Below are 26884 nucleotides of genomic sequence, written 5' to 3'. Positions count from 1 at the left end.
CTAAGCATAAGCTGGTTCGCAAACAGCCCGTTCTGTGGCTGTTTGCGGGCTACTTGGCTGTAACACATTGTCGTTCCTACGCCTATGTTCAGTGCACTTGCCCGCTGGTTGTTCGGGCTGTCCGGCTGGAAGATTGCCGGCAACATTCCTCATATTCCTAAAGGTATCTGGGTCGTTGCTCCCCATGCAACCAACTGGGACTTTCCCGTTGGCGTCGGCGTACGGGCCGAACTCCGGATCTGGATACAGTACCTCGCCAAAAGCCAGTTATTTACCTGGTATGCCGGCTGGTTTTTCCGTATTCTTGGCGGTAAACCGGTTTATCGTAATAAGGCCAATAACCTGGTTGATGCCATTGTTGACATTCTGAACAGCAATGAGCAGCTTCATGTGTGCATTACGCCGGAAGGCACCCGCAGTAATGTGTCAAAGTTAAAGACCGGCTTCTACTACATTGGTCTTAAGGCAAACGTTCCGCTGATTCTGACTGGCTTCGATTATCCCCGCAAACTCGTTATCCTGAGTGAGCCCATGTACATGACCGGGAATTATGAGCAGGATATGCGGGCGATATACGATTTCTTCCTGCAGGTGCAGGGTGTCCGGAAAGACTGGTTACAGCACTACGCCGAAACGGGCGAAATCAGCTAACGGATCACGTTCACTACCTGCTCCAGCCAAACCTTGCGGCCCGTGCAGTTCCAGTGCGAATCGCCGGTGGCGTACACCGGTACCCGGCTGTTTCTGTACGATGAATACACATCTATAACAGGTACCTTTAAACGCGGATGCTGCTGAATACGCTCAATCAGGTGATTATAGGGGCCGCGTGACGGATCGAGAATACTTGCCTTATTAGGAATAATCGACAGGTAAACGGCATCGAAACCGGCTTTGCGGTAACGCAGGGCTACCTGATTCAGGCTATCAACCAGGCGTTTGACCTCTTTATTCCCCAATGGCGCAAACGATGAATTAAGCACTTTGGCGGTGTCTACATCCAGATCAACAAAGACATGCTGCCGGTCTTTCGATAAGCCGACTTTCGGACTATACCGGTCAAACAGGTTAAGCGTCAGGGAGGCTTTCAATTCCTTTACCCATAAAAACAGATTCTGACTGAACAGTACGGTTTCGAGGCGCTCTTCAATGCCTTTTGACTGAATCTGGTCGAATAGCTGACGACGCCACGTTTTCGCAGGTTCTCCGCCGGTTGCCGTGCGGCTAGTATCCTGAACAACGGCCAGTGACTGCACCGGCCGCGCAAAGTGCTCCCGGAAGTGGCGTTCTACAGTCTCCAGAATCAGCACATTGTATTTACTGGTATCAAGCTTTACCGGCAGTTGGTTTTCCCAATGTACCCGCCGGTAATCGTTCACCGGCAAACCTGCGCCCTGAAAGGCTGCCTGGCTCAGGCGTTGAGGCTCGCTGAAACTGTCACCGATGATGTAGAGTGACATGGGGCGCGCAGCGGAGTCGGTTTGGACCGGCGCGGGATCGTCGCAGGGAAGCTGCGGTTCCTTAAACTGCGGCAGGCTGGAGAGCCGGTACAGATCGCCGAAGCGGTAGTCATCGGCAACAAATCCGGTCTGATACATCCAGTGCATAACGGAGCCGGAACAGCCGCCCAGCCACAATAAGAAAGCAACGCCAATCAGGCTATAGCGAATTAATCGGGTCATTATCGTATTCGGATCGAAAAGAGCTGAACCGCTTTGCTGATTCCGCTCAGAATGTACAACTCACCCGTTTGCTCGTCGAGCTGAAGTACCACGGGGAAGTCACTTGGTATGGGCCGGTCGTTGATTTTTCGCCGGTTCAGGGTGTAAATATCCGTAAAACCGCCGGATTTAATGCTGATCAGTTCCACACCGGTACCAAGCCGGTGGTAACGGACATTACTTTCGCCGGGCTTGAGGCCGCGAATATCCAGCTGAAGATTGCCCTGCTGATCCAGAATGGCGGTTTCAGTATCGGTTGTGCGCAGCAGCAGCCAGTTGGTCTGGGCAGCATCCGGAAAAAGCCGGAACGATCCGTCACGGATGGGCCGGTAGAGCTGACTGCGTTTGGCAATGAGACCATTGGGGTGCAGATCAAGTACTTCGCCCTGGGTAGTAACGGCCTGCATCATGGTACTCCCTGCCGGTTGCAGTACAGGGCTGACGAAGGGTTTATCAACCCCGTCAAAAGTCAGTTTTGCCGGAAAATGCGTCACATACGTACCGTCGTCGTGCCAGCGATGCAGCGTCCCGTCGGCCTGAAGGGCCAGAATTTCCATGCCGTTCCCCTCATCTATCAGCTGAAAAGGCAGCAGCAGCGGGCCCGGATGCGGGTTTTTAATCAGGCGGGTAAAGGCTTTTTTCTGCCGGTCAAGAGCGTAAATATGGCCATCCTTGTGGGCGGCCAGCGCAATCAGGCTGGATTGCCTGCTCCCCCTCGGTAGCAGGAGCAGGGAAGGGTCGATACCGGCTGGCAGGGTAATGCTTCTCAGTTTAACCGTCCGTGCATCCGGATTCGGGTCGGCGACATACAGCTTCCTGGCGGTCATGAACAGGTATTGCAACCGTCCGTTGCTGAGGTAATCAGCCGCAACAATATTGCTGCGGATCGCTCCATCCGTTGTATCCTGTACAATTTTATCGCCTTCCGGCGTCACCAGCACAAACTGACCGGCGTTGTTCTGGGCATAAAACTGGGCCGAACCGTCGGCGAGGTTGCCGGAAACGACCGGGGCGGCAATCAGCGGCGCATTAAACTCAACACGCCGGCGCAGCAACAGCCTGTTCAGGACATTGCTACCCGATTGCCGGGTGGAGCGCCCCAGTACGAGTGTGGACTGTACTTTTTCATTGCCGTAGCTCGCCTGATACACCATGTTTTCAAGGTTATTCAGCGAGGCCGCCGAATAACCAAGCAGATTACGCCACGTAATGGGCCAGCTGGCCGGCAGGGTGGTCTGTGACCGGTTTACGCGGACAAAGGCCGTAAAATTGGCCGGACGCAGAATCTGGTTCAACAGCCCCAGCTGGCGCGGATCAGTTGCCCAGACCGCTTTGCGGTCAAGCTGCTGTAAATAGTCCTGCATCACATCTTCGCCGTTGGCAATGAGGAGGTAATTGCCGTGCTGGGTAATCCAGCTTTGCGGAAAACCGCTGAACAGATTGCTGAAAAGTGAGGCCGGCAATTCGGGGACATTTACCCGCAGCAGCTTGTGTTTCAGGAAGGTTTTGACCGTTGACGGCCCTTTCGCACCGGTCAGAAAGGCCAGATTCTGGAATTCTGTCGACAGCTTCCGGACATCTTTCGCTTTCAGGATAATTATTTTCCGGTTGGCATTAACGGCCGATTCGAGCCGGCAAAGAATGACGTCCTGACCCAGGGCGTTAAAGAAACCGGGCAAATCTTCTTCCAGTTTCTCGATGCGCTCCTGTACGGATTCGTTGGACGTAGAGCCCAGTACACGCGCCATCGACTGACCGAACCGGGCCGGATTACTCAGACCGAGATGATACAGTACGGCGGTATTTTGCGGGATGACATCCCCGCTCTGAATGCGGACAGGCGTTTGATCAACAAAGATATTTGCAATATCCTGCCGGTTGCCGATGTCATCGGCCGCATAACCGATCAGGTGGGTCCGACTGGCCGACTGCCGGAACTGGAGACTGAGCTTTTCGGGCAGGAACAGGTTCACCAGCGACCGTTTGGCTTCCGGCTGCTCAAAGAGCGCCTGCATTACTTCGGGACGGATGGATAAACCGGCAACATGATCGGCGTCGATCCGGAAATTAATTTCCTGTTCACTGCGGGGCAGTGTCTTATGCAGCGTCCGGATTACGTTCTCAACCAATACCCCCGACGAACTGCCAATCAGAAAATGTTCGGTTGCGAAGAAGGTACCATACGACTGGTTGGTAAGGCTGACCAGTTCCTGGATCCGTTCGTCGGAAAACGAGCGTGCCAGCATCCGGTATTTGCTCTGATCGGGGTGGCGGATTTTTTCGAGAAATGCCGGATCACTGTTCTGATCGAGGGGAATATAAAAAACAAAGCCTAACTGCGTTTTTGAGATCGGGTGGAGCGAGTACCGGACCACTTTCCGGGCCAGAAACGCCCGCGCGGTCGCGGTGTCAGCGGCCGAATAAAAAAAGCGTTCGAGATTCTGGAGAGCTTCCTGAAAGACCGGTACTTTCCGGAGCGGCATCTGAGTCCGTAAGGCGCGCATGGAAACCGGTGCCTGTAGTGCCTGGCTGTCGAACACGAGTAAGGCATCTGCCGGTATCAGGGCTGACAGCGACCGGGGTCTGGCTATGAACTGCTGATAGCCTGCCCATGCCAATATCGCTGCTGCAATTGCGCCAATACCAATCCAGATACGTTTTTTCATAAGCAGCAAAAATACGACAATGACCTTTAATCAACGGCGGAAAGAGTCGTATATACGCACTGATATTTATGAACAGGTATAAAAAAACGAGACGGGCAGGACCCGTCTCGTAGCAAGGCATGTGCCTCAGCCTTATTTGCCCCACATGGCGTTGGCGGTTTCGGGGAAGAATAAGGTCAGCTCCGGAACCTTTGTAACCATCCGGCTGGCCCATTCCACTCCCTGCATCAGCGAGTGGTCCTGATTACTGACTTCATATTTCCAGGCACCGAAGCGGCCGCGTGAATAAATATTGAACGGTTCGAGCGCAGGTAAAACATCTTTCAGGATACCGTCGCGCTCAACCGAAGGCGTCGGGTACCCATATTCGAATGCTACGTGGAAGGTTGATACAACATCGTCGGCCGACTCGATAAGCTGGTCTTCGAGCAGGGCCTTAATGGTGTCCTGAATCAACGTTTCACGGTCAACCGGCTTTGCGGTTGATTCGCTGGTTTCGGTCATAAGCGACCAGTACTCACCATCGGCCGGTACGTTGTTCGGGCTGTAGTTCGAGAAAACCGTTACCCGGTAATACGGGCTGTTGGCTTCCGGGAAATACATCCAGCACATTGTTTCCAGCGATTTCTTCGGCTTTCCTTTCAGGCCGATACCTACCACATTGGTCGATGAGTGCTTCAGCCCCTGTGCTTTTTCGGTTACCGTCCTGTCCAGTCCTTCAACAAGACGTGTGAAAATGTCGACCGGCATTGTATTGAGCAGGTGTTCATATTCGATCTCTTCACCGGTGCCAAGGGTCAGTTTTTGGGCCGGGGCATTAACGCTGGTGACGGCGGCGTTCAGTTTGATATACTCACGGCCGACCAGATTACCGACCGACTCCCAGATGCCGCCGGTTCCACCGAATTTCGGAAACTGGAAGGTTGAGTTAGGGCCCCACGAGTAGTCTTCCTGATTGAAGATAATATTTTTGGTTACCCGGGCCAGATCCGTTACCGCTACGCGTTCACCGACCCAGACAGCGTTCATCTCTTCGGCAGGGTAAGCCCAGACCTTGAAATTGTAAGGAAACATAAACGTGTCGGCCAGACCAGGGCCGAACGTTTGCAGAATCCACTCCCGGAAGTTGGCGGGCTTGCGGTTACTCGGGAATTTATAGTTCTGGATGATGCCTTCAAGGCATTTCCACATCGTTTCCGGCTTCAGGTACCTGATGTTGTTCTGGAACGGATACGGCACAAACCGGTCTTCGATCCAGACCCATGATTCACGCTGATGCGTCAGCCAGCCGTCTTCGCCGAGGGCTTTGCGCATCAGATCGTCAAAATACGAATAGTGAGAAAACTGAACGTGGCCGCCAACGTCCCAGACAAAGCCTTTTTCGTCGACGAAGCTTTTGGCTAAGCCACCGATACGGTCTTCTTTTTCCAGAACAATAAAGTCTGTAATACCAAGCTCTTTGAGTCGATATGCTGCTCCTAAGCCGGTAGGGCCGGAGCCAATGATCACATATTTATGCTTCATGATTATAAGGTAGTCACCGGTTCAGGCTGGCGGATTGCCCTGACCTTACGGTTTAGATCGAGCCGGAACTGCGCTAATTCCCGGAAGCTCTGCATGCACACTTTCAGCAGCTTCCACTTCAGGATAGAGACAGTTCCCGTCTGGCGTTCTTTGTGCGTAATGGGGATATCAAACAGATTACAGCCGGCTTTCTTCGCCATCACGGCCAGGAAAATATTCGGTGCAAACGGTTCCGGATCCGGTAATTGGGCCAGCAGTTTTTTCAGGAAACTGCCTTTGATAAGCCGGAAAGGAATATTGCTGTCTGAAATAAACGTACCGTAAATGGCAGCAATACTGTATTGCAGGATCCGTGTGATGATCAGACGTGCACCGGCATCATGACGCACCTGCCGGTAGCCCAGGATAAACGGTGATTCGTGGCGTTTGGCCCAGAGCTTCATGAAGTCATCCGTAACAAACTGATCGTCGCTGTCGGTCTGGAATACATACTCCGAGTCCAGCGCGACCGCCTGCCGGTAGCCATTCACAACGGCATTGCCGTGGCCGCCGTTTTTCTGGTTAACCACAAACAGCTTAGGGTATTTGTCTTTGATCTGATCCAGGATTTCGCCTGTACGGTCTTTTGAGCCGTCGTTGATGACGATCAGCCGGGTATTATCAGCGGGAAATTGCCGGTCTAGCATACCGGTCCATTGCTCAACAACAAGTTCGATGCACTCTTCCTCATTATAGGCCGGCATCACGATTGACAGCAAAATACTCATCTGGTCTCTGGAGTACGATTGGCTCCGCTTTTGTATACACACAGGTCGGGTGTACACCATCGAAGAACCCTGACTCTTTTATCTATTGATAATGATTGTGCAAATATAGCTAATTGTTAGCCGTAAGTCTGTGAAGAAAATTGGACTTTATCAAGCGGCCGGTTCCCATAGCCTTACTATTCGCCTTCCTTAATACGAAAATTTATCTTTTAGCGAGTTAACGGGCTTTTCGATGATAAACCACGACAATGTTGCCAGCAGAACCGTTAACCCGTAGAAATAACACAATTTCAGTATTGGTGTACTTGTCAATAACGGCAGGAGGGAGGCCGCTTTATTCCAGACCCGTAAGGTGATATAAGCAGGCTGTGTATGGTAATAATTGAAAATCAGGTTATGAAAAAGGTACAAACCATAGCTGATCTGGCCCAGGTAGACACTCACCCGGTTGGTTAGCAGTGCCTTAACCGGACCGCTGAAGCCAACAACCGCCCGTCCGATCAGAAACATACAGAACAGCGATGTAACAAACCGGTCTGTAATGTCGGTAGCGATATTGCGGGAGGCATTATCCGCCGTTCCGGGCAGTATTTTCATCAGGTAGATATTCAGGGCATATAGTACAAAACTGAGGAGCAGCAGTCCGTTGCTGCTCACCAGTCTGGTGAACCGTTCGCGCTGATTAACCATAAGGTAGGCCAGTATGCCGCCCAGCCCGAAGGCGTCGAGGCAGGTAGGCATCAGTACAAACTGAGCCATCCAAGGGGCCTGCGTCACAAACAAGGCCACCCGTAGCAGAAACGAAACTGCAATCAATATAAACAGCGTCCGCAGCAGGTACCGGCCCGGAATAAAGAGCACCAGGAAGGGAAAAAAGATATAAAACTGCTCTTCAACGGCGAGTGACCAAAGGTGATCGATCGCTCCCAGCCAGGTTTGATGAGCCACAATCCAGATATTCTGGGTGTAGGTCATTAACCAGCCAAAAGCCATGCGTACCGACTGAAAGTTGATCAGCGCCAGTATGAGAATAGTCAGGTAATAGACCGGGAAAATGCGCAGACTCCGGCGGATAAAAAAGGCTTTAAGGGAGTGGCCGTGACCGCGCCCGAGCCGTTCGTCATGCTGCTGGCTGGTGATCAGGATACGGGTAATCAGAAAGCCGCTCAGAACAAAAAACAGGTTTACACCGAAATACCCCAATGGTAACTGATTCTGCTCGCCCAACCAGTGATCGAACATTACCAGAGTCACGGCAATAAACCGTAAACCATCCAGCTGAACAAGGTAGTTCTTCTGTTTTTGACTTGTTTCTATAGACTGATGGGCATTCGACTGCATAATGACGTGTTAAAGCGAGGTAAAAATAACGGTTCGGTTGGTCATGGCAAGCCGGATCCGGTGATTCTGATTCGTCAGAATACCGATGCGGTACTGGCCGGGTTCCAGTTTTTCCTTCAAAACCTGAGCATAGAAATGGTCTGGTGTGAAGTATTGGTCAAAGCCGGTGATGGCGGTTGGTGACGAACGTACCGGACGTGCCGGAAACAAGTATGTATGGGCTGGACTCTTAAACAGCAGATATGATCCATCAGTTGGCTGGTCAACGGTTGGGTTAATGGCGCCTTTCCTGGTAATGTTGTACATAAATGGCTGTTCACTGAAGGTATCCAGTTGTCCGGTGACGGGAGCCTGTAACAGGTATTTATTTGTCAGAACCGGTACTTCTCTGATAAAAAATGGCTGTTCAGACGGCCTGAATACGCTTTGTATAGCCAGTTGCCGGTCCGGAGGAGTATTCGCAAGGAAGTTGAAGTATTCAGCAACTGTGCGCCGGTGCTGGTTAATGATTCCTTCAAGACAAAGGTAATCCGATAACAGGCTTTGTACAATCACCAGTGCACTGATAAAACCAATCGGACGGAGCATATACGTTCTGACTGTATGAAGCCACAGCAGATAGACAACGCTAATAGCAAAGGGCGAGTAAATCTTATAACGCCCCTGTAGCATATAGGCCGGTCCGGCGAAGCCAACACGTGAATAAACCGTTATGGCGGTAGTTGCCAGTAAAAACAGCAGGCAGCCAAGGCTGAACGTCAACAAAGGCGTCTGTTTGTTTTGCTGCCAGGTATAGCGGTAGCGCATCAGAAAGTACAAAGCTGAACCTACCACAATGGCACCTAACAACATGGTCAGCCACAGGGGATTTTCATAGCCCAGTGCTGCTGATCCTGAATAGGGATATGGGTCGGCAAAGGCGCCAAGGAATACGAAGAAGGCTTTTATCCAGTCAATGAACGGGTAATTGAAAGGTGACGGGAAAAATGTAACGCGATGATAGTTGGCGAAATAGCCCGCCAGTGAACCGGCGGTTACCAGACCCCAAAGCAGCATAAACCGCCACTGCTTCTGATAGGCCAGCACCAGCAAACCGGCAATCAGCACGAGGGCGCCGTTGCCGCTGGTGAAGGTAGCGACAACGCCTGCTGCCAGGGCAAGAAACCGGCCCGTGAGGTTATTCAGAGCGAGTACATAAAACGCGCCCGCGGCGAAGGCCAGAATCCAGAAGTTCTGGATCGACGCCATGCCCCAGATCAGGTTTTCGTGTGACTGGAGGGTGAACAGCAAAAACGGTACGGGCAGAAAATAACCCAGTGGCAACCGTAACTGCTTGAAAACAGCGGTTAAGATACCGAGCAAAACTACTAATCCGGCAAAGCCGATAAAGGGCAGATGCGCATAATTGAGTGAGCCGGTCAGTTTTGTATAGGCCGCAAAGATGATCCGGGTCCAGACAATACGGTGTTCCCAGTGCTGGTCAAATAAGTGACCGATCTTTTGCCGCATTGATCCGGTTTTCAGATTGAGCAGATGCTCCTGTACCAGATAATCATCCCAGTAAGGCAGGTTTATAGCATAGCGGCCGATTGTCCAGAGCAGGATGCTCACTGGTATGAGCATCAGCAGTCCGTAAATGACTTGTGGCCAGACTGGTACAGGCCGTTGCATCGGGCGAGATAGTAGATCCGTTTTAACCATATACAAGTTACCAGTTCTTTTGAATATCCTTGGCGGCTACCACCTGTGCCTTTATTTGTTGTCCGGTCGGATGGCGTTCAGCGTGTCCGTCCGGAAGTACGATCAGGCGTTCGACCTGATAGGTAGCCGTATCCAGCTGTGCTTCGGCAAACTGTGCCGTAAAGCCTGTTCCGAAAACCGGTGCCAGCCCGAAGCGTGCCTTTCGTCCCGAATTCAGCGATGGTGTTGTCTGGTAAAGATACAGCCGCTTCGCTGAGCGCAGCAGAATGTACGTATTAGCGTCTTTTTGAACCTGATTCCGGAATGACGTATCGCGCAGGCTGATCTGCCCGTTCGCCTGTGTCAACGACACAAACGGTTCGGGGGTGCCCCCGGCAGGCTGGTATAATTCGTTCAGGAAAGTATCATAGAAGGCCGGAGCGTTGTCAATCCAGCGCGCCGTTGTACCATCAATCGCCGATACGGGCTGATTTGTTTTGTATGTCCAGTTAAACTGACTGGTCGTCATCCATTGCCGCCACCAGATGGTATCATCCTGAAAAGCCGGATATGATAAGCCACAGAGGGCAGCGCTGACGATAAATCCGGTAATCCCGATGGCTTTCCGCTGCCAGCCTCTTGTCTGACTGACACCATAGACATATAAAACCACCAGAAGCATCAGCGAATACATTTTGTAGCGGCTGGTAATGAGGAGCTCCAGTCCGAAACCGGCCCTTGACCGTACGACGATTGCCGCCGTACCGAGCAGAAAAAAGGTAGCTCCGATAAACAGCAGTTCGGGTTTGTTCAGCGAGAACGGTGCCTGAACTGATTTGCGGGCCAGCCGGGCTAACTGGATGAATGTCAGCAGCAGCAGCAGGCCGCCCAGAAAAAGGGACACACGGAATGCATCACCCAGCGGCAATGCTTCGCCGGCCGCACCGTTAAAGGCCAGCCAGCCTTTAAAAATGGCACCGATACCGGCCTGCGCCACCGGATTACCTTCGGGCTTTTCGTACCCTAAAAAATATAGACCGATACAGGCGGCGGCAATCCCCAGCCAGTAACCGAACTGTCTCCAGCGCATCTGCTGCGCCAGCAGTACTGCTCCTATCGGCCAGATCAGCAGGCCGTTGCCGCTGGTGATCGTAGCCAGCACAGCCATCACGACGGCACTAACAAGCGAGGATTGGTAGCAGAGGGCATAGAGACTCCAGAACAGCCAGAACACCACCGTAAAATTCTGAAGCGCGGCCATACCCCAGAACATATTTTCCCACTGTGAGAGATTGAACAGCAGGAACGCAACAGGGGGGAGGTAGATGAGCCGGGACGTCCGGCCGGTATCCGGTTGTTTGTTCAGAATGGCCGCAAAAATGCCGGTCAGCCCGACCAGACTCAGGTTACCGATGATCATCAGCGTCCGGAAATCCAGTTTACCGCCCAGGCTGAAATCCAGCCAGGTAATAAACCGGTCGTAGGCAATCCGGTGCTCGTTGTGCTGACTGAAAAAGAGTAACAGCCGGTCTGTTAAACCGGTTGTAGTATCGAGTTGATAGAGAAAGAATTTCAGGGCATGGTCATCCCATTTGGGAATATTCAGCGCATACTGCGCCCAGACATACCAGAAGATAACAATCGGGAGAGCCGTTAGCAACCCTGCTAAAACCAGCTCTAGCGGTCGTAAACGGCCCAAGAGGACAAGGATTATAGGCCCGCTTTCTGCTGAAAACGGGCCTTGCGGTGATTAGTTCAGAAAGTTGGCTAACTGCCGGGCGATGTTGGCTGTATCAAGGCCGGACTGCTGCTGGTGATACTGCTGATTACCATACAGGCCATCAGGGTACCCCTGTGCTGACAGGCTGACAAATTTACTCGGCGTGATTCCTTTTTCCAGCAGTTTTACCGAAAGCTGCTGGGCCAGACCACCAATGGATACGTGTTCTTCAACGATGAGCATCGGTTTACCGCTCCAGCTGCCGGCTTGTTCATCAGGCAGTGACAGCGGCAGGTTTGTGGCTGTGTAAACGTCAAACTGACCGGCCAATTCCTGGTTATCGAGGGCTTTGAGGGCGTTAGCCGCCACCGGCCCCAGCGCTACAATGGTACCCCGTGAGGTTTCGCTTTTGACAATCTGTTTGAAGGTACCCATGCGTTGTGCGCCTTCCGGAGTACCCGGACCGGCACCCAGCCGCAGATAGGCAGGCCGTGCTTCGGCAACGATCTGTTCCAGCATCGGTTCTACCTCGTCGGCAAAAGCCGGAATGTAGGTATTCACGTTCTGCAGGCTGCTCAGGCAGGCCAGATCTTCAATTGCGTGGTGGGACGATCCCATGATGCCATAACCATAGCCCCCGCCGTTGCCGACGATAAATACCGGCATATTATGCAGACAGACATCGTTACGGAACTGCTCCAGACACCGGTAAACCGCAAAAGGGGCGATGCTGTAGACAAACACCTTGTATCCTTTATAGGCCATACCGGCGGCCACACCGACCATGTTTTGTTCGGCTACACCCGCGTTAATGAAGCGGGGGCCCATGGTCGTCTGCAGGTTTTCCAGTGCACTATAGCCAAGGTCTCCCGTAATGAAAACGATTTTTTCGTCTTCACGGGCAAGGCGTTCCATGGCGGCAGAAAATTCTTTTCTCATAATTCGGGTCAATTGCGCCGGCTGCCTGCGGTCTTACCAACCGCCTGTCAGACTGCGCTATTTGGAATTTCGTTGCTCGATCAAAGTACTGATTTCGGCGGCTGTTTTGTACACTTTTATGCCTTTCTGCACCCGTGTCCGGATAAACTTCGGCCGTTTTTTCGTCTCTTCGAAGATTTTGCTGATGTACTCTCCGAGGAACGAAATACCCAGCAGGTTAATTCCACCGAAGAAGGTAACCAGAATAATAACCGTTGACAGACCGGCAGGTGTTTCCGGATAGAAGATAAACTTAGCCAGTATCTGCCACAGGATTCCCAGAATGGATAGTCCGGTCAGCGCAAAACCGCTGTAGACCATCAGTTCGAGGGGGACAAAGCTGAACGAGAAAATAGCTTTACGGGCCCAGGCGATGTTTTTCCGCCAGTTATTGGTCGAAACACCGAACATACGCTCCGGCCGGACATAATTTACGCCGATCTGTTTGAACCCTACCCACGCCCGTAACCCGCGCAGGAACTGTTCCGTTTCAGGCAGGCTAATCAGTTCACGGACTACTTTACGGTCGATGATGGAGAAATCACCGGCGTCGGCCGGGATGTTGATGTAAGACAGGTTTTTGAAAATGCGGTAGAACGTCTTGTAGAAGAAGTGCAGCCACGGTTTCATTTCGCGCTGTACCCGCACACCGTATACGACATCATATCCTTCCTGCCATTTGGCATACAGTTGGGGAATTACCTCCGGCGGATCCTGTAAATCGCCGTCCATCAGCACAACCATGTCACCGGTTGAAATTTCCATACCACTCAGGAAGGCCGATTGTGAACCGAAATTCCGTGAGTGTTTAATGGCAATCACATTCGGGTCTTTGGCGCAGATCTGCTCCAGAACCTCATCGGTATTATCGGGCGAATTATCGTTGACGAAGATGATCTCATACCGGACCTTCATCTCGTTAAACGTTTTCACGAGCCGTTCGTACATGAACGGAATGGCCTGGGCATCTTTATAGCAGGCAATAATCGGGGTAATGACCGGATTCAGGGACGGCGTTTTAAAGGCCGGCAGTACGCGGTCTGCGTAACCGCTTGCATTTTGCCAGGCAGCTGTCTTCAGTAAGCCGTCTGCCAGACTCGTTGTCGCTTTCCAGTTCAGATCCTGCTCCGCTGCGGCCGGGTCGCCGTACCATTCGGCCAGGTCCCAGTTGCGGTTATTCATACTGCCCCAAACCGGTTCCGTTTTAATGGAGAACGCCTCGCGTGTTACCTCGACCAGATCGCGCATGGTTGTTTTCCGGCCGGTTGCAATGTTGTAGGAACGGCCGGATATACCCGACTTAACATGCAGGGCCGCCTGTACGAAGGCATAGACACAGTCGTCGATGTACACGAAATCGCGGCTGATGTCCGGTGACACCAGCGGCGGTAATTTGCCCTGATTGGCTTCTTCAACCAGTCGAGGAATCAGGCGGTCGGGTTCTTCCCAGCCCCCGTAAATGGAATATAACCGTAAATTGAGGGTATTCAGGTTATGCAGTTTGGCGTAGTATTCGAGCACATAGGCACCCGATACCTTCGATACGGCATAATGGCTATTGGGCTGAACCGGATCGGTTTCTTTCGGGGCTGTACAGTTAAAACCGTACTCCGAGCTGCTACCGGCATGGATATATACCATGTCTGGCGAACAGTTTTCCAGAATATTTACCGTACCGATTACATTGGTTTCGTAGGTCAGCGAAACGTTTTTCTGTTTTGAATACGCCCCGTACGCCGCCAGATTGAAGATGGTTTTCGGCTTATAGCGGTCAAACGTTTCTTTAACGGAATTGATGGAGGTAATGTCACAATGGACGATATTTTCCGCCGGAACATCCAGTAATTTCAGGCGCCAGGCTTTGGTTGCATCATGCGTGAGCGCATATACATCGGCCTGACCAACCTGTTGGCGGGCACGAAACAGTTGTTCGAACAGATTGGCTCCGATAAAGCCGCTGGCCCCGAAAACAAAGATCGGGCCGTTTAATTTGAGGATAGCGTCGTGTAGCAAACCAGCAGTTGAATTGGTCATTCAGGACGCAATATTACAAGAATTGCCCGTAAGTATTGCCAAAAAATTGGACTTTAGAGGGAGTGGCACCGGCGGTGACGCTTATTCCGGCCCATCCTGTAGAATTGTCAGGAGCAGCGTTTGTATTTGCCGAATATACCCGGCTGCTCCTGAATACGGTCTTATCTGATCAGAAATAACGTGATGTTACGTCATTAACCGCCTGAGTATACTGCTCCGGCGACATTGGCAGGTAGTGCCATTCCAGCCGGTCTTCCATGTATGAAACGCCCTTCCCTTTTATCGTATGGGCAATAACTACCTTCGGAATCCCGTTCTGACGGGCACTAACTTCATCAATGGCACTTGTCAGCGACTGAACGTCGTGGCCGTCGGCTTCGACGACATCAAAGCCAATGGCTTTCCACTTGGCCGGATCGGCGGTATCACCCAGCACATCCTGTGTATAGCCGAAACCCTGTAATCCGTTTTTATCGATCAGAATAATCAGATTATCCAGCTGGTTCTGCATCGCAAAATGGGCGGCCTCCCACGTAGTACCCTCGTTGGTTTCGCCGTCAGACATCAGTACGAAGACCGTACCGTTTTCACCCGTAAGCTTGTTGGCTTTGGCAATGCCGGTACCGATCGGCAGGCCGTGTCCCAGGGAGCCGGTCGCAAACGGAATACCTTTGTGCTTGTTGGGAGCCGGGTGCGCAGGCAGTGTTGTTCCGTTGTGGTAATATGAAGCGAGGTCTTCATCCGTTAACTCACCCAGGTGATGCAGGCTGGCATACAAGGCGGCAGCGGCATGGCCTTTTGACAGAATAAACGTATCCTGATCGCGCTTACGGAGCACCAGCGAGGCCGCTATGATGTCAATGCAGCTGAGAGAGCAGCCAATATGACCGGCGTGCGCCTGATTATATAAATCGAGTACTTTGAGCCGGAGCTGGCCGCAAAGAGTTTTTGTATCGATAGCTTCTGTTACCAAAGTAGTAGTGGTTTCCCGTTGGCAGAGTTGAAAAAAAAGCCGGGCACAGGTGCCGTTTTGCTGTTAATATCGGACGTTCTTCAGGTCAAAAATAGTGATTTTTTGGCCTGTATTACCTTTAACCAACACAATTTTGTCCCGTTCGTCGGGGTCAATCCGCTGGATATAAGTGGCGTTTTCCGGTAAATACACATTTACCAGCTGGGCATCTAACAAGGCTACGGGCGAATAAGTTTTGTCGATTTTTTCGTCGTAAATCATCCGCTTCATGTTGGGATACAGGATCGTATCGCCCTGTGCGTATTGCTGTTCGAGTTGTTTGGCCGAATACCAGTACGGATTTTCAATCCGCGGTTTTTCAAAGTAGGTGTATTTTCCCTGTTCGCCGGCGTAGATATGCCCCAGTAACTCTGCAACAAAGAATAGCTGAACCGCCAGTACCGCCGCAACCGGCAGACTGAAACTACGTGGAACTGCCATCAGTTGCTTTAACCCCATGGCAATCAGGATGCAGACATACGGGAAAGAAAATCCGGAGTACCGCTGTGTGATGCCAAATGTGTGGCCGGACCGCCAGGCCATAAACAAGAGGAAAAACGTAGGCACAAAGGTCAGCAGGATCAGCAGCAATACCAGCCTTTTCTGCTGAGTGTCTGTTTTGGTCAGTATATAATACGTGATCAGGTAAACAATAGGAACGGCGGCCGACAGCACCAGAAACCGCAACGGTACGACCGAATAAACCGGCAGACCAGCCAGCAGCACCAGTGTTGGTGCCACCTGCAACCAGACCGGTTGCTGTTGCGTACGGGCATTCATGCTGCGGTGGAGCAGAAAGGTGAAGGCGCCGCCCAGCAACAGTGCCAGTGCTGAGTTCCGCAGCCCGATGAGTGCCCCGCCCAGGCCGTTTGTGAAAATAAACAGATCGGCAAAAATCGGGATGGCCCGTTTGGCAATGTTCGGAATCGTGGCCGGTAAAATCATGCCGAAGGGCGAGCCCAGCGGATTGGTCTCTGCAATATTTTTATAGAATTTGGCCTGATACGCCAGCGTCTGGAAGGTGTATTTGCCGCCACCGAAGATAAACCAGAGCGAAACCAGCCCCAGTCCGATCACGGCGGTTGCGGCGAGGGTCAGCCACGCATTCCAGTTTCGCAGGTAAAAAAGGGCGTAAATACCATGGCACAGGAATACGGTCACGGTCAGGTAATGGGAGAGGACCGACAACGCGAAAACCACGCCGTAGCCAAGGTAAAGACCAACGGGCTTCTGTTGCGGTGACTGCTTCACCCGTTCCATAATCAGCAGAAACAAATGAGTGGCCAGCAGGGTCAGAAAAAACGACATGGAATAATTGCGCGCCATCTGGCTGTAAGCCACAAAAAAAGGCTCAATGGCCGCTAAGCCGCTGCTGACGAGGGCCAGACTGTCGGATTTGAAATGCCGCCGGACAAAAACGAAGAGCAGCAATATGGTCAAGGTGCTGAATAATACCGACGGCAGCCGCATCGACAGATCGCTCAGGCCGAAGACCTCCATCCACGCCCACAAAACGGCATAGTAGGAAGGGCTGTTGCCGATGTCGCCGCGAATGTTGGCTTCCACAAAGTCAGCAATGGTCTTTGGGGCCCAGAACTCCTGCGGGGTAAAGTACTTTTTGGTAAAAACGTCTTTCTGATTGGCTCCTTCGAGACAAACCCCCTGACTAATCAGGAGCGTCGATTTTTCGTCGAAGTAAATGCCGTATTTGCCTGCATGGTGAAGTCGTAAAAAGAAGGCGAGCAGCATAATGCCGCTCAAAACGATAAGAACGTTCTGCTTGGTTAACGTAAACATGTGATAGCTGTTGGGTGGCAAAAATACCAGTTGCCACGCCGGATGCCAAATCCGGGCGTAACCTCTTAGGCTACGGAAACAGATTTAACCGCCGGTCTGCTGGTCAGATGAGGTAATCGGAGCTTTTGGTAAAGGTACTCACATTTTCATAATCGTGAACTCAACACGGCGGTTCAGGCGGCGTTTTTCTTCCGTTTCGTTGCTGGCGATCGGTTTGCTGGGGCCCCATGCCTTGGTTTGAATCCGCTTTTCGGTAATGCCCTTGCTGATCAGGTAATCTTTCACAACCCGGACCCGGTCTTCGGCCAGTTTCATATTCGGCGCCCATTCGCCCTGATTATCCGTATGGCCTTCAATCATAATCTCCATATCGGCATATTTGTTCATCATGTCCACGATGCGGTCCAGTTCAACGTTGGCGCCTTCCAGCAGCTCAAACTTGCTTTGCTCGAACAGTACCTCCCGCATGACAATTTTCTGTCCGGGCTGAATCGGAATCAGGTACAGATTGCGTTTAATGTCGCGGAAACGCTTATCCTTGCTGAGGTCAAGGGTTTCGCTGGCCGGAAAATACCCTTCTTTCGTTGCCGTCAGATTATAGGCAGATTGCGTCGGCACAATCATTTTGTATTCGCCCGTTTCGGGGTCGTATTCCACTTTGGTAATCTCCTTATTCTTATCCTGTAAAAGACCCGTGGCAACTTCTGACGACACCGGCTTTTTACTTTGTGCGTCGAGTACCTGACCGGAAATAATGGCTACCGGATCGGGCTTGATGGCCGGAAACAGTTTTAAGCGGAAAATATCGTCCTCGCCCAGCGAATTGGCCCGTGAACTCAGGTACGCAAAATCGCCGGACGCGGGAATGGTGAAATACCCGTCCCACTCAGGAGTATTGATTGAGGGCCCCAGATTCTCCGGTGTCGACCAGTTCGTCCAGGTATCGTCCTGACGGCGGGTGACGAAAATATCGCCTTTACCGAAGCCGGGTAAGCCGCCCGACGTAAAATAAAGTGTACGGCCGTCGGCAGCCAGGAAGGGTGAACTTTCAAAATCGGCGGTATTTACCGTGGCACCAAGGGTTTTCGGCTCCGTCCAGTTGCGGTTACTTTGCAGAAACGACACATACAGATCGCGGTTGCCTTCGGTGTCTTTCCGCTGAACCGCCAGAATCATGGTCTTGCCATCCGGCGAAACGGTAAACTCTAACTGATTGTCTTTGTGGAGATTGTAATTGTTAGTAATCCGGCACTCGACCGGAAACGACCAGCCCGCTTTGGTATGCGTTGATTTGGAGATGCCAAACGCCAGGCCGCCCTCGGGCTTGTAGACGTTGATGAGGTAGATCGTGCGCCCGTCGGTCGACATACCGCTGATGGCATTATCTCCGTCGTTGTTAATGGGCCCGCCAATGTTAACCGCTTCGCTCCAGACACCGCCGGACTCCAGGTTCGAAAACCAGACGTCCTGTTTGTTGGGGCTGCCAATGTTGTTTTTGTTGAAGTTACGGGTAAAGTAGAGCGTTTTTCCGTCGGGGGCAATGACGGGGGCTACTTCCTGTCCCGTGGTATTGATGGTTTTTCCTAAATTTTCTTTCTGTAAATCTTTTGGCGTGCCTTTTGAGACGTTGACCTCAATTGGCAGTGGAGCAGCGGCATTGGAGAGGCCGATGGCATCAATCTGATTCGGACCTTTCAGGGCGCCGGTGTTCAGATAGACCTTTACCTGGGCAATGCTCAGTGCCGTATCCTTGAGCATCACATAGAGCGCAGGCTCAGCCCGGGCGGCGGCATTGGCCTGATAAACCGGATGTTCGGTCCCTTTCGCGTCGTAGGCAATCACCCGGATAACCGCACCCGGATTTACGTTCTCGGCAATGATAATCTGTCTGGCATTCATGGGTTTATCAAAACCGACGTGAATCCACTCCTCATTCGGACTATCCGGATAGAGCGGTGCCCACGCACAGACAGATTCGCCGGTCTGAGGCAGTTTACTGGGCCGGCCAAGCGCCTGTGAGGCCTTGTATTGCTGGCCATAGACTTCGCCTTTCCCCTCCGATGAAACACCGATAACACGACTTGCCCACTGTACCGTTTGCGCAGAGACACCCGTACAAAACAGCCATAGACTTAAGCTAACCAAAACACCTTTCATGCGCATGCAAAAACCAACCACAAAAATTGTGCGGATTAAGTTAGCAACAAAACCCCACTTTATGAATACAGCCTTTTATTTTTCAACGGACCGGAACGCCCGTTATTTTTTGGACGGTTCCGGGAAAGGATTAACCTCTATTTATACCTTATAAATGGTTTGGTGTACTTGCATTGGCCAATCAGTAATATTATCTAATTTACGCCTTTCATTGCAAAAAATTAACTTTCCTGATGAAACTAGTAACCCGCGTTCAACTTTCCCTCATGATGTTCCTGATGTTCTTCATGTGGGGGGCCTGGTATGGCCAGATGAGTAAGTACCTCCTGACACAACTCAACGCAACCGGCGATCAGGTCGGTAATGCCTATACGGCTTTCTCTCTGGCGATGATCATTGCGCCGTTTTTCATGGGGATGATTGCCGACCGCTATTTTGCTGCCCAGCGGGTAATGGGCGTGCTGTGTCTGGCCGGCGCGGGGATCCTCTATTTTCTGATGAAAGAAAACAACCCTGATCGGTTCTTTTACCTGATTCTGGCCTATTGTATCACCTTTGCTCCGCTGCTGGCCCTGTCGAATTCAATTGCTATGCAGCAGATGGTCAGCCCTGAGAAGGAGTTTCCGGGTATCCGTGTTATGGGAACAATTGCCTGGATTCTGGTGACGAACATTGTCGGCTATTACGGTTTCGGTGATAAGGCACAGATTTTTGAACTGGCTATGTATGCGTCAGCCGTCCTGGGTGTTTTCTCGTTTTTCCTGCCGAATACGCCGCCCAAACAAACCGATGGGGCTTCTGTTTCGCAAATTCTGGGCCTCGATGCCTTTAAGCTGTTTAAAGATCGTTCGTTTGCCATTTTCTTCCTGTCCTCCGTTCTGATCTGCATTCCGTTGTCGTTTTACTATGCCATGGCTAACCCCTCACTGACGGATTCGGGCATGACCAATGTGGAGAACAAAATGTCGCTGGGGCAGGCCTCGGAAGTGATTTTTATGTTGCTGATTCCGTTTGCCTTCACGCGGCTGGGCGTAAAGAAAATGCTGATCGTCGGACTGGTGGCCTGGATTGCACGGTTCCTCCTGTTCGGGTATGGCGATGCGTCGACGAGCGAGTGGATGCTGTACATTGCTATTCTGCTGCACGGCGTATGCTACGACTTTTTCTTCGTAACCGGTCAGATTTATACCGACAATAAGGCGGGCGATAAGATTAAATCGTCGGCGCAGGGCTTGATTACCATCGCTACCTACGGCATCGGTATGGGCATCGGCTCAAAGCTCTCTGGGATTGTGCTGGATATGTACACCGCCGCCGACGGTACGAAAAACTGGACATCGGTGTGGTTAGTACCGGCCGGTATTACGGTGTTCGTCCTGTTGCTGTTCATTTTCTTATTTACAGATCGTACTAAACCGGTTCCGGCAGCCTCTGAAATGGCAACGAGGGAAGTGTAATCATGAAACTGCTTACGTATAATGTAAACGGCATCCGGTCGGCCATGAGCAAAGGGCTCGTGGACTGGCTGGATGCTCATAATTTTGATGTCCTTTGTTTTCAGGAGGTAAAGGCAACGCACGATGTGGTTGATCTGAAACCGTTTGAAGACCTTGGCTATTGCTATCACTGGCATGCTGCCGAGAAAAAAGGATACTCCGGCGTGGCGACGTTTTCGCGCGTAAAGCCGGAACAGGCCGTTTCGGGTTGCGGGTTACCCCATTATGATTGCGAAGGCCGGATTCTCCGCACAGACTTCGGCGACGTGACCGTATTAAACTGTTATTTCCCGTCGGGGACCAGCGGGGATCTGCGTCAAGGTGTTAAAATGCAGTTTCTGGAGGAGTTTTACCAGTACGTGCATACGCTGAAAGCAGAACGGCCGAACCTGATCATTGTCGGTGATTACAACATCGCACATACCGAAAAGGACATTCATGATCCGGTCCGGAATAAAAATACGACCGGCTTCCTGCCCGAAGAACGGGCGTGGATGACGAAATGGTTTGCGTCCGGGTTTACCGACAGTTTCCGGCTGATGCATCCGGATTCGGTTGAATACAGCTGGTGGAGTTACCGGGCCGGGGCACGTGCCAATAACAAAGGCTGGCGGATTGACTATATCTCGGTCAGTGATACAATCAAGGACCGGATTATCGGGGCAGGGCACTTCCGGGAAGCCGTTCATTCGGATCATGCCGGTGTTTGGGTGGAACTGTCAGCAAGTTGATGCGGTTAGTAGACTATTGACAGTACGTAACCGTAATTATTGTCTGATTTTCTGATTAATGCAAACACAGCTAAAAGAGCTTTTCGAGCATTTTGCCCATCCGGGGCGTATTGACTGGATCGGTATCCGGCCGGTCCGGCGGGGGGCCATCCGCGAGATGGATGCCATTGACGTAACGACCGAAAAAGGTATCATCGGTGATCATTACAGCGGTACGAGCGGCAAACGCCACGTAACGCTGATTCAGGCGGAGCACCTGCCGGTTATTGCCTCGTATGTTGACATGGAGCATGTTACGCCCGATCTGCTGCGCCGGAATATCATGGTCTCAGGCCTGAACCTGCTGGCCCTGAAAGACCACAAAATCCGGATCGGAGAGGAGGTCATTCTACAGATTACGGGAGCCTGTCATCCGTGTTCCCGCATGGAGCAGAATCTGGGTCCGGGTGGCTATAACGCTGTACGCGGCCACGGCGGCTTAACGGCGCGGGTGCTTCAGAGCGGCACCATCCGCGTGGGTGATCCGGTGGTTGTCCTTTAATTAGTTTCAGGGTCGGCTTTGATGCGCGAGCGCGACGGCACATTCCGGTAGCCGACCCTGTATAAGCGCTCACGGTTCTGGAGCGTAACAATCAGATCGTAATCTTCCGCCACTAGTAAATAGTCATCGTTCAGGTCGCAGAATTCGATAAAAGCATCGGTTTCGGCGGCGGTAATGCTGGTTGCCTGTTCAATGAGCAGCCGTAACCGCTCCATGGCAAGTTTATGGCGTTTATACTCCTGCATCAGCGCGGCGGCTTTGCGTTCTCCTTTAGCCCGTTTGCTGAATAATTCGTACAACAGGGTAATACCGGCTCCGTCGGCAACGCGGTCAAAAGCCTGTTCGCCGGTTACCTTGCGGGAAGCAACGGGGGCCATCAGTTCCTGCTGAATTTCACGTTTTACTTCTTCGTATCGTTTGGCGGTAATCGTTACTTCCTTGAGCTCGTACACACGATCCGGAAGCTTGGGTAACGGGCGGGCATTAATGACCGGATTATCAGTACCATCCCACTTAATACCTACGCTGCCGTAAGCCTGATGGGTGAAAATCAGGGAGTCACCCGTTAACGCGGTAATAAAAAAACGCCCGGCAGCATTGGTCCGGACACGCTGACGCGTCCGTTTATTAGTCACCATACCCTTATCGACACCTTTGCTGTCGTTCCGGTCGATGACTGTCCCAATCACATATTTGCCCTGAGCGTAGCCCGATTCTATGGAGCCAAAAAGCCCCGGCAACAAGAGAATCAAAATCTGTAAATACCGCATGAAGAGCGAATTTACAGTTTATCAGCTTGCCGGGGCATTAGTAGGCTGTTAAAAAAGCTAAAAAACGATTTCCGGGAATAACGCCTGGAGCCGGTCAACCGACATTTCGGTAAAATCACGGATCACATCATCAACCAGCGGACGCAGGACGGCATCCGGTTCGGTGGTCGCGACCCCGACAACCCGCGCTCCCGACGATTTACCTGCTTTAATACCGGTCAGCGAATCCTCAAAAACGACGCTGTCGGCGGGTGTTACCCCGAGCATGTCCATCGCTTTCAGGTAAATTTCCGGATCAGGCTTGGGGTTGGTGACCAGTCCTTCGTTCAGCAGGGCATCGAAATAGTGCCGGAAACCAAGGGCATCAATCACAAAGTCAAGGTTTTCGACCGGTGCCGACGTGGCAACGGCTGTCTTGATCCCGGCAGCTTTCAGGCTTTTCAGAAAGGTTTCGAGGCCGGCAACCGGTTGAACGGCGTCCTTGTATAGCTCGCGGAACAGGGCTTCCTTTTCGTAGGCCAACTGCCGGGACTCGTCGGCGGTCAGCGGTTTGCCGTCAAACAGGTGAGCAATGATGTGATTGTTATGCTTACCGGATATGTATTCGACAAATTCATCGTCGGTCAGCGATTTGCCGTAGCGTTCGTAATATTTCCGCCAGGCAATCTGGTGATGCGGATTGGTATCGGCAATGACACCATCCATATCAAAAATGACTGCTTTCATGTTTGGTTGAGGTTATTCGTGAAGGGTAACTTTGCGGGACAGGGCAGCGGCTACCAGCAGCATCAGGGCTACCAGTCCCAGGCCGTAGACCAGTCCGTATGATTCAGAAACAAAGCCGATGACCGGCGGACCGGCCAGGAAACCTACAAAGCTGTAGGTGGCAAACGTAGCGAGACCGGCGGCCGGCGAGATGCCCGGAATCCGCATCGATGCCGCATACAGAATCGGTGCGCCGAGTGAACATCCGGCACCCAGGAGGGCAAATCCAAGCAGACTCGTGGCCGGGAAAGGCAAAAGGATGGCCAGTAACAAGCCACTGGCTGCAACCAGCCCGCCAAGCAGCAGGATACGCTTTGAGCCAATAAGCGGAATGATAGCGTCGCCCAGAAAACGGCCGAGGGTCATGGTCAGCGAGAAACTGGCAAAACCGAGGGCCGCAATCTGTTTGGTTGCGTGGGCATTGTCGCGCAGATAAACCGCGCTCCAGTCGAAGGCCACACCTTCGCCCATCGAAACGGCCAGCCCGATGAGAATCATAATCATCAGCGCCAGATTAGGTTTGACAAACGACGAGCCGGAGCTGCCGACAATCTGTCCCGGAATGCTGACCAGCGTGGGCCGGATCAGGAACGTGATCAGCACCACAAACAGAATCGAGACCAGCATATGGGCCGGCGGCGGAATGTGGAACGATATGGCCAGACCCGCCAGACCCGAGCCGGTCATGCCGCCCAGGCTCCACATCCCGTGGCAGGCCGACATAATCGAAATCTTTTCTTCGCGTTCAACGTTGGTCGCGGCCGTATTCATCGCCACGTTGATCAGGGCGTTGCACATGCCGACCATGATCAGACCAAACGTCAGTACTATGGCGTTCGGTGCATTGATCGGGACCAGCATGCTGAAACACAGGGCCAGAACAGCCACAAAGCAGGAGCGGGCTTCACCCAGTTTACCGACGATCCAGCCGGTCATCGGGTTCATGAGCAATAAACCGACCGGTAAGCCGAAGAGTGTCATGCCCAGCTCGGCATCGCTCAGGTGCAGCTTATCTTTTACGTATGGTATATGACTTACCCAGCTTCCGAAAAGCAGGCTGTCGGTAGCAAACACAAGGCCAACCGCACGCGCTTTGGCCGATGATGTAAATGTATGGAGGTTGCGGACAAACCGATTGCCACGCCAACCCATGGTTGAGGTAACCGTATTCATGACGCAAAGGTACTGTCCTGCGGGTGATTCATCTTATACTGCATTTGCTTCTTGTAGTGCTATATTTGCATTATGGGATTGTTATTTCAACGATTATAATCAATTTTGCATTACATCCTGGAATAGTACTATGCGCCTTCAATTTGAAAAAATAGAACCTGAAATCGGCAGTTCGTTTAAAGCTGTTCACCACAGGGAGCCGAACAGTTGTTGGGTGTTCTGGCATTACCACCCTGAATATGAAATTGTTTACCTGCCGTTTGGAAACGGGAAACAACATATTGGTCAGCATATTTCAACGTACGAAAACGGGCAGCTTTTATTTATCGGTCCGAATATCCCGCATCTGAACCTGAGCTATGGCGTCGAGCATAAGTTTGAGGAGGTGGTTGTGCAGCTCAGGGATGATTTTCTGGGTGGTGAGTTTTTCGGCAGACCTGAGCTGACAGCGATCCGTCGTCTGTTTGAACGTGCGAGGCTGGGGTTATCGTTCGGGCTGGAAACGCGGCAGATGCTGGGACCAAAGCTCATTGAACTACCAACCTTGCCGCCATTTGAGCGGATGCTGAGTTTACTGGCAATTTTTCAGCATCTGGCCACTACACCTGACGTGACACCGCTGCATGCCGAAGGTATTTTGTTTGACCCGAGTCCCCGCGAGCAGGAACGCATCAACCGGATTTATAAATACGTGGAGGTCAACTATGCTACACTAATAAATCTCGAAGAGGTAGCAGAAGTGGCTAATCTGACGGTACCGGCTTTTTGCCGCTATTTCAAAAAAGTTACGCAGATGACGTTTACTGAGTTTGTCAATGAATACCGGGTGAACCAGGCACAGCGGCTGCTGCATAGCTCACGAACGGTGGCTGATGTTGGTTTTGCCGTCGGTTTCAACAACCTGTCCCATTTTAATAAAACCTTTAAGGCGGTTACCGGTCAGACCCCTAGTGCGTATCGGGAGGAGCTGGTGTAGACATTTGCCACCCTGCTTTCAGCACGTTTGCCGCTGCTTTGCCCTGCGGGCTGAACTGATCGCGTTCCCGGCCGCGGTGGGTGTCCTGCATAAACCATTTCCAGACAAAGCCGCCGGCAAACCAGGGCTGTGGCCAGACACTTTCCAGAAAAGCAGCATAGGCATTCGCCTGAATGGTTTCATCGGGTGTACAGGCAGTTTCTGACTCCCACGGTTTCTCCGTAGAAAAAGCGCAGGCCCTATACCCGAATTCGGTGAAAAGAATTGGTTTCTGCGTTTTGCGGCTAAAGCCGGAAAGATCACTCACATGCCGTTTCCAGCCTTTAATAAGTTGTTTAACAGTAGGTTGTGCGTCATCTGAAAGTGGGAAATAGGCATCCACGCCAATGTAGTCAAGGTCGTTCCAGAACGGGATTTTTTCGTATCGGTCCCAGTTAGCGGCGTAAGTAAGTTTCCCTTTGTACTGCTGTCGTACCTGCCCGATGAGGCGCTTCCAGAATTGGGGCCGTGCGGTTGCAAAACGGTCCAGTTCGGTGGTGATGCAATAGAGATCGACATGCAGGGAGTCAGCCATGCGGGCAAAATCGAGGATGTACTGGCTGTAATCGGTTTCAAAGGCCTGCCAGTCCTGTTCCGAATCAAAAGCCAGATCAAGGTGGGAGCCACCCATCATCCAGACGTGGGGTTTCAGCATGACCTTAAGCCCCTGTTCGCGGGCCAGCTGAATGGTACCGGCAACGCCTTCCGGGGTTTCTCCCCACCATTGGCCGCCGCGTCCCTGCTCTTTGCGGTTACCAAAATAATGAAAGCGGGCTTCGCCTTTCCGGCAAAAGCCATACGGAACAATGGCTATCCATTCGCCGCCGATGTGTTTAACCTCAGTCAGGCTGTTGGTTTCCGGTTTGCGGGGGGGAGCAACCAGATTTACCCCTTTCAGCTTTTCGCCGGTGTATACGACATCCGCCGCTGACTGGCAGCTCAACAGGCAACTCAATAAGAGAAAAAGCCTAAGCATAGGGTAAATCCGGTTACACA

At 52.0% G+C, this 26884-nt stretch carries 21 protein-coding genes; 5 read left to right on the top strand and 16 right to left on the bottom strand.

The window, feature by feature from the left end; translation table 11 throughout:
* Positions 1-84: 84 nt before the first annotated feature.
* The gene (locus AC23NW_RS30390) at positions 85-651 is read left to right on the top strand and encodes a 1-acyl-sn-glycerol-3-phosphate acyltransferase (protein WP_487454247.1); all 567 of its coding nucleotides are present in this window, start codon (positions 85-87) and stop codon (positions 649-651) included.
* Here the strand turns inward: AC23NW_RS30390 and AC23NW_RS30385 are convergent.
* From AC23NW_RS30385 to AC23NW_RS30330, 12 genes are all read right to left on the bottom strand, one after another.
* Positions 648-1682, bottom strand: coding sequence for a hypothetical protein (locus tag AC23NW_RS30385; protein ID WP_487454245.1), 1035 nt, complete (start codon positions 1680-1682; stop codon positions 648-650). The two genes, AC23NW_RS30390 and AC23NW_RS30385, sit on opposite strands and share 4 nt — an antisense overlap.
* Positions 1682-4387 (bottom strand): hypothetical protein, encoded by a 2706-nt coding sequence (locus AC23NW_RS30380; RefSeq protein WP_487454244.1) that lies wholly within the window; start codon positions 4385-4387, stop codon positions 1682-1684. The genes AC23NW_RS30385 and AC23NW_RS30380 overlap by 1 nt, the downstream gene beginning before the upstream one ends.
* 132 nt (positions 4388-4519) lie before the next feature.
* Entirely contained in the window at positions 4520-5911 is a 1392-nt protein-coding gene (locus AC23NW_RS30375; protein ID WP_487454243.1) for a protoporphyrinogen/coproporphyrinogen oxidase, read from the bottom strand.
* A 2-nt stretch (positions 5912-5913) separates the two neighbouring features.
* Positions 5914-6678, bottom strand: coding sequence for a glycosyltransferase family 2 protein (locus AC23NW_RS30370; protein WP_293834640.1), 765 nt, complete (start codon positions 6676-6678; stop codon positions 5914-5916).
* A gap of 189 nt (positions 6679-6867) precedes the next feature.
* Complete coding sequence (locus tag AC23NW_RS30365; protein WP_487454241.1) at positions 6868-8019, bottom strand: acyltransferase family protein; 1152 nt, start codon at positions 8017-8019, stop codon at positions 6868-6870.
* A gap of 9 nt (positions 8020-8028) precedes the next feature.
* Positions 8029-9690 (bottom strand): hypothetical protein, encoded by a 1662-nt coding sequence (locus AC23NW_RS30360; RefSeq protein WP_487454239.1) that lies wholly within the window; start codon positions 9688-9690, stop codon positions 8029-8031.
* A gap of 37 nt (positions 9691-9727) precedes the next feature.
* Positions 9728-11398, bottom strand: a complete 1671-nt coding sequence (locus tag AC23NW_RS30355) for a hypothetical protein (protein ID WP_487454238.1) — start codon at positions 11396-11398, stop codon at positions 9728-9730.
* A gap of 51 nt (positions 11399-11449) precedes the next feature.
* Positions 11450-12358 (bottom strand): transketolase family protein, encoded by a 909-nt coding sequence (locus AC23NW_RS30350; protein ID WP_293834633.1) that lies wholly within the window; start codon positions 12356-12358, stop codon positions 11450-11452.
* A gap of 57 nt (positions 12359-12415) precedes the next feature.
* Entirely contained in the window at positions 12416-14431 is a 2016-nt protein-coding gene (locus tag AC23NW_RS30345; RefSeq protein ID WP_487454236.1) for an NAD-dependent epimerase/dehydratase family protein, read from the bottom strand.
* A gap of 169 nt (positions 14432-14600) precedes the next feature.
* On the bottom strand, positions 14601-15404 hold the full coding sequence (locus AC23NW_RS30340; RefSeq protein ID WP_487454235.1) for a transketolase: 804 nt from the start codon (positions 15402-15404) through the stop codon (positions 14601-14603).
* A 63-nt stretch (positions 15405-15467) separates the two neighbouring features.
* A complete protein-coding gene (locus AC23NW_RS30335; RefSeq protein ID WP_487454234.1) occupies positions 15468-17240 on the bottom strand; it encodes a glycosyltransferase family 39 protein in 1773 nt (590 codons plus the stop codon).
* Positions 17241-17378: 138 nt separating this feature from the next.
* Entirely contained in the window at positions 17379-19403 is a 2025-nt protein-coding gene (locus tag AC23NW_RS30330; RefSeq protein WP_487454273.1) for an OmpA family protein, read from the bottom strand.
* 227 nt (positions 19404-19630) lie between these two features.
* Between AC23NW_RS30330 and AC23NW_RS30325 the strand changes: the two genes are divergently transcribed.
* Genes AC23NW_RS30325 through AC23NW_RS30315 form a run of 3 tightly spaced genes read left to right on the top strand, consistent with a single transcriptional unit; the run spans position 19631 to position 22165 of the window.
* Positions 19631-20854, top strand: coding sequence for a nucleoside permease (locus tag AC23NW_RS30325; RefSeq protein WP_293834628.1), 1224 nt, complete (start codon positions 19631-19633; stop codon positions 20852-20854).
* A 2-nt stretch (positions 20855-20856) separates the two neighbouring features.
* On the top strand, positions 20857-21624 hold the full coding sequence (locus AC23NW_RS30320) for an exodeoxyribonuclease III (protein WP_487454232.1): 768 nt from the start codon (positions 20857-20859) through the stop codon (positions 21622-21624).
* Positions 21625-21682: 58 nt separating this feature from the next.
* A complete protein-coding gene (locus AC23NW_RS30315; protein ID WP_487454230.1) occupies positions 21683-22165 on the top strand; it encodes an MOSC domain-containing protein in 483 nt (160 codons plus the stop codon).
* Here the strand turns inward: AC23NW_RS30315 and AC23NW_RS30310 are convergent.
* The 3 genes from AC23NW_RS30310 to AC23NW_RS30300 are packed head-to-tail and all read right to left on the bottom strand — an operon-like array spanning position 22162 to position 24873.
* Positions 22162-22935: a hypothetical protein gene (locus AC23NW_RS30310; protein ID WP_293834623.1), complete on the bottom strand. Its 774-nt coding sequence runs from the start codon at positions 22933-22935 to the stop codon at positions 22162-22164. The genes AC23NW_RS30315 and AC23NW_RS30310 overlap by 4 nt on opposite strands.
* A gap of 57 nt (positions 22936-22992) precedes the next feature.
* Positions 22993-23661: an HAD family hydrolase gene (locus AC23NW_RS30305; protein WP_293834622.1), complete on the bottom strand. Its 669-nt coding sequence runs from the start codon at positions 23659-23661 to the stop codon at positions 22993-22995.
* A 12-nt stretch (positions 23662-23673) separates the two neighbouring features.
* On the bottom strand, positions 23674-24873 hold the full coding sequence (locus tag AC23NW_RS30300; RefSeq protein WP_487454228.1) for an MFS transporter: 1200 nt from the start codon (positions 24871-24873) through the stop codon (positions 23674-23676).
* Between the two features lie 130 nt (positions 24874-25003).
* Between AC23NW_RS30300 and AC23NW_RS30295 the strand changes: the two genes are divergently transcribed.
* Positions 25004-25849: a helix-turn-helix domain-containing protein gene (locus tag AC23NW_RS30295; RefSeq protein WP_487454226.1), complete on the top strand. Its 846-nt coding sequence runs from the start codon at positions 25004-25006 to the stop codon at positions 25847-25849.
* Here AC23NW_RS30295 and AC23NW_RS30290 read toward each other — a convergent pair.
* Positions 25821-26864, bottom strand: a complete 1044-nt coding sequence (locus AC23NW_RS30290; protein WP_487454224.1) for a glycoside hydrolase family 113 — start codon at positions 26862-26864, stop codon at positions 25821-25823. The genes AC23NW_RS30295 and AC23NW_RS30290 overlap by 29 nt on opposite strands.
* Between the last annotated feature and the right edge of the window lie 20 nt (positions 26865-26884).

The organism is Arsenicibacter sp. R0_47 (assembly GCF_057652235.1).
This window is presented reverse-complemented; position numbering and strand designations above follow the sequence as displayed.

Excerpts from the sequence above, each read along its gene's own strand:
- AC23NW_RS30360 (WP_487454239.1), bottom strand. The coding sequence starts at position 9,690 with ATGCAACGGCCTGTACCAGTCTGGCCACAAGTCATTTACGGACTGCTG.
- AC23NW_RS30345 (WP_487454236.1), bottom strand. The coding sequence starts at position 14,431 with ATGACCAATTCAACTGCTGGTTTGCTACACGACGCTATCCTCAAATTA.
- AC23NW_RS30335 (WP_487454234.1), bottom strand. The coding sequence starts at position 17,240 with ATGTTTACGTTAACCAAGCAGAACGTTCTTATCGTTTTGAGCGGCATT.
- AC23NW_RS30390 (WP_487454247.1), top strand. The coding sequence starts at position 85 with ATGTTCAGTGCACTTGCCCGCTGGTTGTTCGGGCTGTCCGGCTGGAAG.
- AC23NW_RS30365 (WP_487454241.1), bottom strand. The coding sequence starts at position 8,019 with ATGCAGTCGAATGCCCATCAGTCTATAGAAACAAGTCAAAAACAGAAG.
- AC23NW_RS30370 (WP_293834640.1), bottom strand. The coding sequence starts at position 6,678 with ATGAGTATTTTGCTGTCAATCGTGATGCCGGCCTATAATGAGGAAGAG.
- AC23NW_RS30375 (WP_487454243.1), bottom strand. The coding sequence starts at position 5,911 with ATGAAGCATAAATATGTGATCATTGGCTCCGGCCCTACCGGCTTAGGA.
- AC23NW_RS30295 (WP_487454226.1), top strand. The coding sequence starts at position 25,004 with ATGCGCCTTCAATTTGAAAAAATAGAACCTGAAATCGGCAGTTCGTTT.
- AC23NW_RS30330 (WP_487454273.1), bottom strand. The coding sequence starts at position 19,403 with ATGCGCATGAAAGGTGTTTTGGTTAGCTTAAGTCTATGGCTGTTTTGT.
- AC23NW_RS30315 (WP_487454230.1), top strand. The coding sequence starts at position 21,683 with ATGCAAACACAGCTAAAAGAGCTTTTCGAGCATTTTGCCCATCCGGGG.
- AC23NW_RS30300 (WP_487454228.1), bottom strand. The coding sequence starts at position 24,873 with ATGAATACGGTTACCTCAACCATGGGTTGGCGTGGCAATCGGTTTGTC.
- AC23NW_RS30325 (WP_293834628.1), top strand. The coding sequence starts at position 19,631 with ATGAAACTAGTAACCCGCGTTCAACTTTCCCTCATGATGTTCCTGATG.
- AC23NW_RS30305 (WP_293834622.1), bottom strand. The coding sequence starts at position 23,661 with ATGAAAGCAGTCATTTTTGATATGGATGGTGTCATTGCCGATACCAAT.
- AC23NW_RS30385 (WP_487454245.1), bottom strand. The coding sequence starts at position 1,682 with ATGACCCGATTAATTCGCTATAGCCTGATTGGCGTTGCTTTCTTATTG.
- AC23NW_RS30380 (WP_487454244.1), bottom strand. The coding sequence starts at position 4,387 with ATGAAAAAACGTATCTGGATTGGTATTGGCGCAATTGCAGCAGCGATA.
- AC23NW_RS30320 (WP_487454232.1), top strand. The coding sequence starts at position 20,857 with ATGAAACTGCTTACGTATAATGTAAACGGCATCCGGTCGGCCATGAGC.
- AC23NW_RS30310 (WP_293834623.1), bottom strand. The coding sequence starts at position 22,935 with ATGCGGTATTTACAGATTTTGATTCTCTTGTTGCCGGGGCTTTTTGGC.
- AC23NW_RS30350 (WP_293834633.1), bottom strand. The coding sequence starts at position 12,358 with ATGAGAAAAGAATTTTCTGCCGCCATGGAACGCCTTGCCCGTGAAGAC.
- AC23NW_RS30290 (WP_487454224.1), bottom strand. The coding sequence starts at position 26,864 with ATGCTTAGGCTTTTTCTCTTATTGAGTTGCCTGTTGAGCTGCCAGTCA.